The 13,192-nt window shown below is 36.9% G+C and carries 9 protein-coding genes; 7 read left to right on the top strand and 2 right to left on the bottom strand.

Annotated elements, in window-relative coordinates; translation table 11 throughout:
- Nucleotides 1–198: 198 nt before the first annotated feature.
- Both D5R40_RS00310 and D5R40_RS00305 read right to left on the bottom strand, forming a co-directional pair.
- Complete coding sequence (locus D5R40_RS00310; RefSeq protein ID WP_124143258.1) at nucleotides 199–1,161, bottom strand: IS5 family transposase; 963 nt, start codon at nucleotides 1,159–1,161, stop codon at nucleotides 199–201.
- A gap of 388 nt (nucleotides 1,162–1,549) precedes the next feature.
- The gene (locus D5R40_RS00305) at nucleotides 1,550–1,954 is read right to left on the bottom strand and encodes an SH3 domain-containing protein (protein WP_124143268.1); all 405 of its coding nucleotides are present in this window, start codon (nucleotides 1,952–1,954) and stop codon (nucleotides 1,550–1,552) included.
- Between the two features lie 218 nt (nucleotides 1,955–2,172).
- On the opposite strand from D5R40_RS00305, the gene purC reads away from it, so the two are divergent.
- The 7 genes from purC (at nucleotide 2,173) to D5R40_RS00270 (ending at nucleotide 13,182) form a co-directional block, all read left to right on the top strand.
- On the top strand, nucleotides 2,173–2,901 hold the full coding sequence (gene purC / locus D5R40_RS00300) for a phosphoribosylaminoimidazolesuccinocarboxamide synthase (RefSeq protein ID WP_124143267.1): 729 nt from the start codon (nucleotides 2,173–2,175) through the stop codon (nucleotides 2,899–2,901).
- Between the two features lie 79 nt (nucleotides 2,902–2,980).
- The gene (locus tag D5R40_RS00295) at nucleotides 2,981–6,043 is read left to right on the top strand and encodes a BamA/TamA family outer membrane protein (protein ID WP_124154109.1); all 3,063 of its coding nucleotides are present in this window, start codon (nucleotides 2,981–2,983) and stop codon (nucleotides 6,041–6,043) included.
- A 1,070-nt stretch (nucleotides 6,044–7,113) separates the two neighbouring features.
- Nucleotides 7,114–7,599: an allophycocyanin subunit alpha gene (gene apcA / locus D5R40_RS00290; protein ID WP_124143265.1), complete on the top strand. Its 486-nt coding sequence runs from the start codon at nucleotides 7,114–7,116 to the stop codon at nucleotides 7,597–7,599.
- Nucleotides 7,600–7,772: 173 nt separating this feature from the next.
- Nucleotides 7,773–8,258, top strand: a complete 486-nt coding sequence (apcB, locus tag D5R40_RS00285; RefSeq protein ID WP_124143264.1) for an allophycocyanin subunit beta — start codon at nucleotides 7,773–7,775, stop codon at nucleotides 8,256–8,258.
- A 374-nt stretch (nucleotides 8,259–8,632) separates the two neighbouring features.
- On the top strand, nucleotides 8,633–8,836 hold the full coding sequence (locus D5R40_RS00280) for a phycobilisome linker polypeptide (RefSeq protein ID WP_124143263.1): 204 nt from the start codon (nucleotides 8,633–8,635) through the stop codon (nucleotides 8,834–8,836).
- Between the two features lie 614 nt (nucleotides 8,837–9,450).
- Nucleotides 9,451–12,156 (top strand): DNA mismatch repair protein MutS, encoded by a 2,706-nt coding sequence (gene mutS, locus D5R40_RS00275; RefSeq protein ID WP_192901037.1) that lies wholly within the window; start codon nucleotides 9,451–9,453, stop codon nucleotides 12,154–12,156.
- A 789-nt stretch (nucleotides 12,157–12,945) separates the two neighbouring features.
- Nucleotides 12,946–13,182 (top strand): hypothetical protein, encoded by a 237-nt coding sequence (locus tag D5R40_RS00270; RefSeq protein WP_124143262.1) that lies wholly within the window; start codon nucleotides 12,946–12,948, stop codon nucleotides 13,180–13,182.
- Nucleotides 13,183–13,192 lie beyond the last annotated feature (10 nt).

The following is a 13,192-nucleotide window of genomic DNA, read 5'->3' as shown; positions in this document are numbered from 1 at the left end:
TATTTGCATTGCCTTCACAGTTTCGGCGAAAAAAACTGATTTTTATGGTCTGTAACTACATCTCACTTTATATCATGTCTGCATTAAGTCTGCATTAATTAGTTACAAAAAACCTTCTCTATCTTCGTATTATCTGTTCCGTATGGCTTTGTTGCATGAAAGTAGCGATCGCCAAAAACTCCCTTAGTTGGAAGTTAACTAGATTTCTACTTTGTAGCTCTGGGGTTTACCATTTTGAATCATCACGTTGAGTATGGAACATTGTATGAATAACTCCACTGCCTGATTATCAAATTTTCGTCGTCGTAACTTGCATCCATTGAGGACTTTGAGCCTGAACATTGTAGTTTCTGACAACGAGCGTCGGTGGTAGCCACATTCACGTTTCCACTTCTTGCGTCCTACTTTTCTTATCCTTCTGAGGTTTTCATCTCTGGGATGAGGTGAGCATTTACAGTTGCCATGTTGACCTATTACTGCATTTTTCCTGGGTGGAATTGTTGCCTTTGCCCCTCGTTGCCTAGCTTTCTCGTAACACTTATACTTGTCATAGGCTCCATCTCCTGATACTTGGGCTATTTCCCCATCTACTCCATCTAACAGGTCAGAAAATACTTGGTCGTCACTGACATCATTGGTAGTCACTACCCCACTGATAATCTCCCCTGTGGCCTCCGAAACTCCTAGATGTAATTTACGCCATGTACGCCGTTTACTGACACCATGAACTCTTGTTTTCCATTCACCTTCGCCGTAAACTTTCACCCCTGTAGAGTCTACTACCATATGAATTGCTTCGTTCGTTGGTATAACTGGTAGTTTAACATTCAGTTTTGGCAAGCGACGGGATACAGTGCTATGGTCAGGTACTGGTAAATCTAAGTCCATCAATTGAAATATAGATTTGACAAAACCTTCGGTCTGTCGTCCGGCCAGACTATACAAGGATTGCATAGTCACCATCAATTCAATGGCCGTGTCACTATAATTATTAGATGCTCCCCTACGTCCAGTTTTTTTCTGATTAAGCCACTGCTCGATGGCCTCTGGAGTCAGCCAAAAAGTGAGACTCCCTCGCTGCTTTAAGGAGGCATCATACTCAGACCAGTTTTTGAGTCGATACAAGGACTTGGAGTTGGATTTAGACTTACTCTTACTCATATCTGCTGAGTGTAGTTTCGTGTACCATCTTGACTTCTTTATTTTTACCCTAAACATCATCTTTTGTGCAACAAAGCCGTTCCGTATTATTAGTTATTTTTGAGTATTCAACCGGAGATTGTATTACATTTTTTGATAATTTGACAATAATGGTGCAATAGCGTCAGTCCTGATACATAAATTTCAAAGTCGCTATCGAAAGTAAGACCGCGGTAACTCTTAGTCATCCGCGATCATTCCTAGCAAAATTTATTTCTACTTTAGCTGCATTACTTGCCTGTAGCTTGTTCTTAGGAATCAACTCATGCATTTCAACCCAAGCTTTGAGTGTGCTGAAAGCTGAGTGCTGTTTGCGGAGCATTCCGGTACGGAAAATACTGATAGCTAGTTAACAATGTCTCAAATAACGACCATATACATAGCCATAATAAGGATATGAAATTCTTGCCCAACCATGACGGTAACCAATAACACGGACACGAGCGCCGGGATGTAAACCTCCTATAATTCTACCCCAAGGATATGTCCTAATTCGCAAGTTGCGATGACGAGTTGCCACTCGACGACAACTACCATAATGCTTACTACCATGACCATAACTATGAGCAAGTTGCTCTTCACCTTCAGTGGGAATTGTAGTGATAGACTGCTCTACACTTTTAGTGTTCTGAGGCGCTCCTACTGCTATAGAAGTAAGACTCATACTACCAATAGCAGCAATAGATAATAAAGTACTCATTGCTACAGATTTTGTCCAATTCATCATCTGTTTCATTCCTCGATCTGATTGCATAAATTCCGGTCTTTATATTATTTTCTCAGAAAAGAGACCCTCAGACAAGACATTGAGTATTAATTTTGTTTAATCTAATCTTGTTATTTGTCTATACTAATCTTCACAATATTTTATTTAAGATATTGACATTAAGCTTATACTGTGATAAGCACATAAAAGAGTAATTAGTAACGACCGCTCATCACTCTATTTTTATTTTCTATTCAATAATTTTTATGTCATCTAATCAAAAGCTTTACGAAGGTAAAGCGAAAATTCTATATACCACTAACGACTCAGAAATATTACTTACTTATTTTAAAGATGATGCCACAGCATTTAATGCTCAAAAAAGAGGCACAATAACAGGGAAAGGTAGAATTAATTGTACTATTTCTAGTCACATATTTAAACTACTGGAAGCTAATGGTATACCTACTCATTTTATTGACTGTCCTGCACCAGATAAAATGAGAGTCCGAAAGGTGAAAATTTTGCTTATCGAAGTTATTGTGAGAAATATTGCTGCAGGTAGTCTTTGTAAACAAACTGGATTAGCAGAAGGAACAGTGTTGAAATTTCCTCTAGTGGAATATTGCTATAAAAATGATAGTCTTCAAGACCCACTGTTGACACGCGATCGCCTCTTAATAATGGAACTAGCTACCCCAGAACAATTAGAGCAAATACGGACTTTTGCCCTAAAAATTAATGATATTCTCAAAAATTTCTTTAACCAATGTCAAATTACTCTGGTGGACTTCAAACTCGAATTTGGCCTAGATCGGCAAAATAATCTGATTCTTGCGGATGAAATAAGTCCAGATAGCTGCCGACTTTGGGACCAATCTCAAACTGACTTAAACTTGAGAGTAATGGACAAAGACCGCTTCCGTCACGATCTTGGTAATGTAGAAACGGCATATCAACAAGTCTTAGAAAGGATTTTGGCTCAGACAGGTTGAGAACCCTGGCAATGGTGTACAATTTTACAGTTTGTATGGAAAATTTAACTGGTGTGTGGATTGTAGGGGATAGAATTATATGCGCTTGTCTCCGTTCTTAGTGGTAATTTTTGCTGCTTCAACAACTTTTGGAATCTCAAAATCTGCTAATGCTCAAATATCGAAAAGTAATACTGATATAGATAGTAATTTTATTGCTATATCTATTAATTCAAGAAAACAATTTAACAAATTTTCTTCTACTAAATCTTTTTTAGAGTTAGGATATAATTTCCCTTCACAAAAATTATTTGGTAGTATCAATAATAATTTCTCCCATATATCTTGGTCTAAAGAAGCAGTCAAACTTGATTTTTATGATTTAATTAAGGTTAGAGAAATTACAAAACCTGTAATTATTGGTAAAAGTTTAAATAGTAAATACAGTTCTGCTTTTAATAAGGAATTTGCAGAATTTTTCGCTTTTGCTTTAGAAAATCTTGAAAATCAACATATTCCTCAACTAGCTCTAATTAATAAAACAGTAGAAACCAAATTAGAACCAACCATCAATAAACAGTTTGCTCCTGAGATTTCTACTTCAGAAATTGTCGAAAATCAAAGGGAAAATCCTCAAGATTTCCAGTTGGCAAAAGGTGTAGAAACCAAATTAGAACTAACCATCAATAAACAGTTTGCTCCTGAGATTTCTACTTCAGAAATTGTGGATGACTGGAGGAAAAATTCTCAAAATATTGAGTTGGCAAAAGGTGTAGAAACTAAATTAGAACCAACCATAAATAAACAGTTTGCTCCTGAGATTTCTACTTCAGAAATTGTCGAAAATCAAAGGGAAAATCCTCAAGATTTCCAGTTGGCAAAAGGTGTAGAAACTAAATTAGAACCAACCATAAATAAACAGTTTGCTCCTGAGATTTCTACTTCAGAAATTGTCGAAAATCAAAGGGAAAATCCTCAAGATTTCCAGTTGGCAAAAGGTGTAGAAACCAAATTAGAACCAACCATCAATAAACAGTTTGCTGCGAATATTCCTACTTCAGAAATTGTAGAAAATCAAAGGGAAAATCCTCAAGATTTCCAGTTGGCAAAAGGTGTAGAAACCAAATTAGAACTAACCATCAATAAACAGTTTGATTCTGAAATTTATCAAAAAATAAATTTATCTGATAGTGAAATTACTCAAAATCAACAGAAATTAACATTAGACCCATCAGACAACTTGGCCAAAATATCATCCCCAGAAGAAGAAGTCCTCGAAGAACCAGATAGCGATGCCCCACCCTCCGCAATAGAATCAGAAGAATTTACTCTTTCTCAATCACAACCAACAGAACCCTCTACAGAAGAAGCAGAACCCTTAGTGCTAGTCGCTGAAGTTGTAGTTAGTGGAGTAGACGGAGAACTAGAAGACCAAGTTTACCAAGTCATTACTACTCAAGCTGGACGTACTACAACTCGGTCTCAACTACAGAGAGACATTAACGCGATATTTGCCACTGGTTTCTTCCGAAATGTGAAAGCATTACCAGAAGATACTCCCCTGGGTGTACGAGTAACTTTTGAAGTTGAACCCAACCCTGTATTGAATTCTGTAACCATAGAAGGTGCTCAAGTATTCCCTGAAAGTGAAGTAGACAGAATATTCGGCGAGCAATATGGTGAAACTCTGAATCTGAAAATTTTTGAAGGGGGTGTCGAACAAGTCAACCAGTGGTATCAAGATAACGGTTACGTTCTCGGACAAGTTATCGGTGCTCCCCAAGTCAATGACGACGGTTCAGTTATTCTAGAAGTTGCAGAGGGAGAAATTAAAGATATTCAAGTACGCTTTGTGAGTGCAGAAGGAGAAACAACAGATGAAGAAGGTAATTTAATTGAGGGTCGTACTCGTGAATATATCATCACTAGAGAAATTCAACTTCAACCAGGAGATATCTTTGAGCGACAAACAGCAGAAAAAGATATTAGGAGAGTGTTTGGTTTAGGAATTTTTGAAGATGTTAGATTGGGTTTAGAACCAGCACCAGACGATCCTAACAAGGCAAATGTGATTGTGAATATTGTAGAAAAAAGTACAGGTTCTCTCGCATTTGGTGGTGGAGTTAGTTCTGCGAGTGGGTTATTTGGTACAGTCAGTTATCAACAACAAAATATTGGTGGTAATAATCAGAAATTAGGTGGCGAGTTTCAAGTAGGTGAGCGATTATTACTAGCGGATATTAGCTTTACCGATCCCTGGATAGGTGGAGATGACCACCGCCTTTCCTACACAGTTAATGCGTTCAGACGACGAGCAATATCGGTAATTTTTGATTCTGACGACGAAAACGATCAGCGCGATGTCGATCTGCCTAATGGTGACAACCCACGAGTCATTCGTACAGGAGGTGGAGTTAGTTTTACCCGTCCGTTTATTCCTAATCCATTTGTTGAACCGGAATGGACAGCTTCTTTGGGAATAAAATATGAACGAGTAGAAATTCAGGATAGTGATGGTGATACTGAACCTAGAGATGAATTAGGTAATAAATTGACTGTTGATGATTCTGGGGAAGACGATCTACTTACTATTCAATTTGGTATTGTTAATGATCGACGCAATAATCCCCGACAACCTACTTCTGGTAGTTTGCTAAGATTTGGTACAGAACAGTCTATTCCTATCGGTTCAGCAGAGATTGCATTGAATCGTTTACGAGCTAATTACAGTTTCTATATTCCAGTAGACTTTACTAACTTCATTGATGGACCTGAAGCTTTGGCCTTTAACATACAAGGTGGTCATATAATTGGAGATTTACCTCCTTATGAAGCTTTTCCTCTAGGTGGTACTAATACAGTTCGTGGATATGATGAAGGTTCTGTAGGAGCAGGTCGTACATTCTTGTTGGGAACTGTTGAGTATCGCTTTCCTGTATTTGGGTTTCTTGGAGGCGCTTTATTTATTGATGCTGCAACAGTATTTGATAGTCAAAGTTCTGTTATTGGTAATCCTGGAGGTGTGAGGAATAAACCAGGAGACGGTATAGGTTATGGTGCTGGTATTCGGGTACAATCTCCTCTCGGTCCAATTAGAGTTGATTACGCTATTAATGATGAAGGTGATACTCGTTTCCACTTCGGTATTGGTGAGCGTTTCTAATACTAAGTTCTAATTTATGGGCGTTGCTGAGTGATAATGATTTTTAGATTAAGTATCAACGGGAAACATAAGTTTTTCAATTAATAAGTTCGGATTGAGTGTTGTGATCGGATTGTAATTTGTCTAGTTCTATATTAGTTAAATTACTGATTTCTGGAATAATACCGATTCCTGCTAATGCAAAATTCACCAAAAGAATTGAAACGATCTGTCTGTTCATAACTTTAAAGATTGATAATAGTTTATATCCGCTTATTCTCAATCTCTATATAGGAATCAGGATGATTTTAATGACATCAATTTAATCCTCCTTAGTCATACCTTCAACACTAAAAATAAATTTGTTCTAGAAAAAAATTTATTTTTAGTCTGACAAGGTGTTTGGAAAATATTTAGTTTTTTGGCGTTGCTGATTTGGGATATGATTTGTATTTTTTTGGCGATTGCTAAACTATATCAATGACAAGTATTTGAGATTCTTCAGTTTTTATTTTCATACCTTGATTCAGCAACGCCAGTTTTTTTAAATCTCCTCTAATGTGAAATCCGCTTCCTCAAAATTTAATATCGTGTCCCTTTAGAATACTTAACAATAAAGTAGGAAATAGGGAATAAAGGAATCAATGGGGAGAAAAGTGAGTGAGGAGAATTGTTTGAGTGAGGAGAATTGTTTGATTGACTACAGGTAGATGAAGTGGAAAATGAGCAAAATTATCTATCTAGCCATGTAATTAGGGTCAAATTTTTTGCTTGTATATTTTTGTAGTTAATGGCCTTCCATCTAGAGAAGATGAGAAATGGCCTTTGGCTAGGATTCAGAAATAAAAAAAGGTATCTTCTGACAAAAAAATTAAATATATTGTCATCTGTCAAAGAATAAGGGCGTTTTTGGCCCAAAATACCCCTTGCTGCTATGAAAATATTACAAACTATTAAGAAAATAATGAGAAAGTGAACAAAATGCCTCAAAATACTTGCTGAAGGTAGTTATGTCAGAGGGTACTTTGTCCTTCTTACTAGCTAACCAATTTTTAAGCAACCTTATTACCTTAACTCTGTTGGAATAAAGCATGAGTATAATTACCAAATCAATCGTTAATGCAGATGCTGAGGCTCGTTATCTGAGTCCCGGCGAATTAGACCGAATCAAGACTTTTGTTTCCTCTGGCGAACGTCGCGTTCGGATTGCTCAAATTATGAGTGAATCTCGTGAGCGTATTCTTAAGGAGGCTGGAAACCAGCTTTTCCAAAAGCGTCCTGATGTTGTTTCTCCAGGTGGTAATGCCTACGGTGAACAAATGACTGCTACTTGCTTGCGCGATCTGGATTATTATTTGCGTTTGATCAGCTACGGTATTGTTGCTGGAGACGTTACTCCTATTGAAGAGATCGGACTCGTAGGCGTTACTGAAATGTATAAGTCTTTGGGCACTCCCATCGAAGCTGTTGCTGAAGGTGTTCGCTGCATGAAGAATGTTGCTGCTTCCCTTCTCTCAGGTGATGATGCTAGCGAAGCTGCTTCTTACTTTGACTATGTTATCGGTGCTATGAGTTAAGGCTAAATATTTTTTAGAGGTTAGATGAAAGTTGGTGAGAAGGAAACAAGAATTTAATAATTTAGAACTTCCTGAAATATCAAATTGAAGTCTACAATCAAATCTCTAAAATCCTGGCCTTCGCCTATCCAATAATTTTGAAGATTCAGCAAATTTAAGGAAATCAATCAATAATGCAAGACGCTATTACCTCCGTTATTAATTCTTCTGACATTCAAGGTAAATACCTTGATGCTGGTGCTCTAGAGAAGCTCACTAACTACTTTGCCACAGGTGAACTACGAGTTCGCGCTGCAACTTCTATCAGTGCGAATGCTGCAACTATTGTTAAAGAAGCTGTAGCTAAGTCTTTACTTTACTCTGATATTACTCGTCCTGGTGGTAATATGTACACCACTCGTCGTTATGCTGCTTGCATCCGTGATTTGGACTATTATCTACGTTATGCTACCTATGCTATGTTAGCTGGCGATCCTTCTATTTTAGATGAGCGCGTACTAAATGGCTTAAAAGAAACTTACAATTCTCTAGGCGTTCCCATCGGTGCTACTGTACAAGCTATTCAAGCTATGAAGGAAGTTACTGCTGGTTTAGTCGGTCCTGATGCTGGAAAGGAAATGGGCGTTTATTTCGACTACATTTGCTCTGGGTTAAGCTAATTTGGCGATCAGTAAAAAAGGCCAAAAAAGGTAGATTTACCTTTTTGATTTAACTGATGTTTTACTATAAGGCTAGGGAAGCCTAGAATGAGTGTTAGATTACCAAAGGCTTATTGTTGAATAAATAATCTGTTTTAGTAAACTAGCATTGATTCTATAGGTTCCCTGCCTTAGGAGTTTTTAGGTTTGAGATTTGAGGCGATCGCATTACTTAGAAATTCTCGTGTTAGATTTAAGTATGGGGGTCGTCAATATATGGGTTTAGATAATCTCAAAACTCAATAATAATTAGATAAGTATTTGACTGTTTACCCTAATTGTTTTACAAAAGGATTTAAGAAAATCTTCACCAAGTATTAGGAGAAATTTGTATTATGAGAATGTTTAAGATTACTGCTTGTGTTCCGAGTCAAACTCGTATTCGTACTCAACGAGAATTACAAAATACTTACTTTACCAAGCTTGTTCCTTATGATAGCTGGTTCCAGGAACAACAAAGAATTATGAAAATGGGTGGTAAAATTGTTAATGTCCAGTTAGCTACTGGTAAACCAGGAGCAAATACTGGGTTACTTTAAATTACTATTTTGAGAAATGGTAGTAAAAGAGAGGTCAAAAGACCTCTTTTTTTTGTTTGTATTTCACTTGTAATGAAATATAGAAATTTTAACTTGAGTTGTGAGATCTTGTAGAAAGAAGAAGGAAAAATCATGCGTTGTGTGAGTTTTACAGCGGTTTTCATTTCGGTAGACTACAGTAGGGGCATTAACGTAGTTGTGCGCTAGCTAATGGCCATTTGCTAATGCAAAGCTGCGCTTTATATGTTGGGGAGCAAAACGCTCCTACAGGGTTTTGGTTATGACGATGTGGTTCATCAATCAGCAAAAGCACTGTCAGCTTTTGATATGTTCGTGCCCTTTCCTTCGACTGCTATATTGTAGATTTTTAAGCAGTAGGAAATAGGGACAATAAATTAGAGTCTTTGGCATTAAAATAAGTTATTAATTCTTGCCTATTTGGTCAATTTATTATAATTAATTTATCTACAAACCACTATAACTAATCTGAGTTATTGATCAATTGTTTTGCGACCTAATACTAAAAAAGTAGTACCATTATTCCAAATTTATTCTGTTTTAAGAAAGACTGATAACTATAATATTAAATAAATTAAATTATCTATTAAGTATTTATGAAATATTCCGCATCTACATCTACTCAAAAATCTCCAAAAGCTAAACAAAATCAAGTAGAAAATTCTCTTCCTCCTAACACTGAGTATGACAAAATTGATGTTAGCAAACTATCAGAAATGATGCAGCGTTATGTGGAAGTAAAACTACAATATTCTCATGCTCTTTTGCTATTTCGAGTAGGTGACTTTTTTGAATGTTTTTTTCAGGATGCTGTGACGATCGCTCAAGAATTAGAGTTAGTACAAACTACTAAGCACGCTGGTAAAGAAATTGGCAGAGTACCGATGACTGGTGTACCCCATCATGCTGTGGAAAAATATGCTGCCATGTTAGTAGAAAAGGGTTACGCTGTGGTTGTTTGCGATCAAGTAGAAGATTCTGCTATTGCGAAAAAAGAAAACCGTCAAGTCAAGCGTGAAATTACTCGTATCCTTACTCCGGGTACTCTTACCGACGATGGAATGCTCAAACCTCGCTACAATAATTATTTAGCTGCTGTCGTTATTGCCAAAAATCATTGGGGTCTTGCTTACACTGATATTTCTACCGGAGAGTTTCTGACCACCCAGACCCAAGGTTTAGACCAACTCACTCAAGAATTGATGCGTTTGCAACCGTCGGAAGTGCTATTTCCTACAAATGCGCCGGATATCGGTTTTATGTTGCGACCGGGAGAAAAATCGGATCATCTTCCAGAATGTCTGCCTAATTCTTTCTGTTATTCTCTACGTCCGCAACAACCTTTTACTTTAGGGGAGGCAAAAGAGCGACTGTTGATAAAATTTCAACTGACATCCCTGGAAGGTATCGGTTGCGAACGTATTCCACTGGGGGTGCGTGCTGCGGGTGGGTTGCTGGAATATCTTGAAGAAACTCAAAAGGAAAATCAAGTTCCTTTACAACGTCTGCGGAGCTATACTTTGGCAGATTTTTTGATTATCGACCATCAAACTCGCCGGAATTTGGAAATTACTCAAACGGTGCGAGATGGGAGTTATCAAGGGTCGTTGTTATCGGCGATCGACAAAACTAGCACTGCAATGGGTGGTCGTGCTTTACGACGATGGTTACAGCAACCACTTTTGAGTTTGAAGGGTATTCGTGCTAGACATGACACTATTGATGAACTGATAACTAATAACGATTTGCGTCAAGATATTCAAAGAGTATTGCGTCAAATTTATGATTTAGATCGTTTAACTGGACGTACTGGTGCTGGTACTGCAAATGCTAGAGATTTAGTTTTTTTAGCTGATTCTTTAACGAAACTTCCGGAACTTTCGGCATTAGCATTGGCAGGTAATTCTCCTTATTTAAAAGTCTTGCAAAAAATTCCACCAATTTTACAAGAATTGGGAGAAAAAATTCATTCTCACTTAGTAGAGTCTCCTCCTCAAAAGTTAAAAGAAGGTGGGTTAATTCAGTCTGAGATAAATCAACAATTAGATGAGATGCGGAGGTTAGCTGAAGAAGACCAACAATGGATTGCTAATTTGGAAGTTACGGAGAGAGAAAGGACGGGAATTTCTAATTTAAAGGTTGGTTATAATAAGGCTTTTGGTTATTATATTAGTATTTCTAAATCAAAGGCAGATTTGGCTCCGGATGATTATACTCGGAAGCAGACTTTGACTAATGAGGAGCGTTATATTACTGAGGAATTAAAGGAAAGAGAAGTTAGAATTTTAACGGCACAAGATGATTTGAATGAGTTGGAATATGATATTTTTGTTGGTCTGAGAACTGAAGTGGGGGAATACGCAGAGGAGATTAGAAATGTTTCTCGTGCTGTGGCAGCTATTGATGTTTTGTGTGGTTTTGCAGAAGTAGCAATTTATCAAAATTATGTTCGTCCTACGATGACTGATAGTCGGGAATTGAAAATTATTGAGGGTCGGCATCCGGTGGTAGAAAAATATTTGCCTGCTGGTTTTTTTGTGCCTAATACTGCGATATTGGGAAGTAAAAATATAGAGGAAAATAATTCGGGAGTTACTCCTTATCAAGCTCAAGATTTAATTATTTTAACTGGTCCGAATGCTAGTGGTAAAAGTTGTTATTTGCGGCAGGTAGGATTGATTCAATTAATGGCACAAACTGGTAGTTTTGTTCCGGCAAGTTCTGCTGTTTTGGCGGTGAGCGATCGGATATTTACTCGTGTTGGAGCAGTGGATGATTTAGCAACAGGTCAATCAACTTTTATGGTGGAGATGAATGAGACGGCAAATATTTTGAATCATGCTACGGAAAAGTCTTTAGTTTTGTTGGATGAAATTGGTAGGGGAACGGCAACTTTTGACGGAATTTCGATTGCTTGGTCGGTGGCAGAATATTTGGCAACGGAAATTTTGTCTCGGACAATTTTTGCGACTCACTATCACGAATTAAATGAACTTTCTTCTATTTTGGATAATGTGGCAAATTATCAGGTAACGGTGAAAGAGTTGCCGGATAAAATTGTATTTTTGCATCAGGTACAACCTGGTGGAGCGGATAAATCTTATGGTATTGAAGCGGGAAGATTAGCAGGTTTACCGGATTCAGTAATTCAGCGTGCTAGACAGGTAATGGAGCAAATTGAAAAGCATAGTAAGATAGCTATTGGTTTGCGGAAAGGTATTAAGAAAAAAGAAGAGGAAGAGGTGATAACTGTAGAACAGTTAGATATTTTTAGTGAGGAATTTGGAGATAGTTTGCTATAACAGTTATCAGTTAGCAGTTATCAGTTATCAGAGGTAAAAATTCAAGAATGAAAATTACCTCTGCTTTCTTTTTTTTCTAGCAGTAGGTTGGGTTGAGGAACGTTAGCGGAGCTTATCCGTTAGGATAAACCCAACAACAGGAGTACAGCAACAATCAAAGTTTTGTTGGGTTTCACTCCGTTCTACCCAACCTACATTTCTGTAGAGCAGTTAGATATTTTTAGTGAATAATTTGGAGATAGTTTATTGTGACAGTTATCAGTTAACAGTTATCAGTTATCAGCACAATTGAAGTTTGAAACGTCAAGGTATTATGAGATATCTAATACAAACCAGAAACTGGGTTTGTTAACTGTCAGATTCTTTTTCTTTAGTAAAAGAAGTAAACGAACTAGCTCAAGAAGTTGTTCCTGTTACTGTGAAGTTAATTTCTTGGTTAACAGCACTTTTTGCATAAGCAAATTAAGTAAAGATAGAATAGGTATATGACTGTAAGCTGATCGTTTTCTATCGTTTTATTTTGTAGGAAGCGATCGCTTTCTATTAAGTTCTTATTAAATTAGGAATTAGTATCAATAAAATGAAGTTATGAAATGTTAATTTCATGGTAGTTTCATCATATAATACCCAATCTTTTGTGAAACTTATTGAATACTTAAATTCTGATTACTAACGGATGAATTAAAACTTTAGAAATTTATCAATACTTAGGTGTTTCTGAAGTTTTGAAAAAAGGATGATTTACTTAGGTAAAACTTTAATTATTAAGTCATAGATACGAGGTATGAGATGAGAATTATACAAACAACAGGAACAGTGAAAAATGGAGAAGTAAAAATTACTGTTCCTCCAGAATTTAATAACGGTGAAATAGACATTATTCTTGTTACCAAAAATGAGCCAGATGAATTTGAAATTATGCGGGAAATAGCAAAAGCAAAAGGATATGATTCTCAGGAAAAGATACTCGACCTAATCAAGAAAGTTAAATTAGAAATGCTTCAGGAAAAAGAGAGAATAAAATAATCTCTAAAAT

It is taken from the genome of Okeania hirsuta, assembly GCF_003838195.1.
GTDB classification, from domain to species: domain Bacteria; phylum Cyanobacteriota; class Cyanobacteriia; order Cyanobacteriales; family Microcoleaceae; genus Okeania; species Okeania hirsuta.
This window is presented reverse-complemented; position numbering and strand designations above follow the sequence as displayed.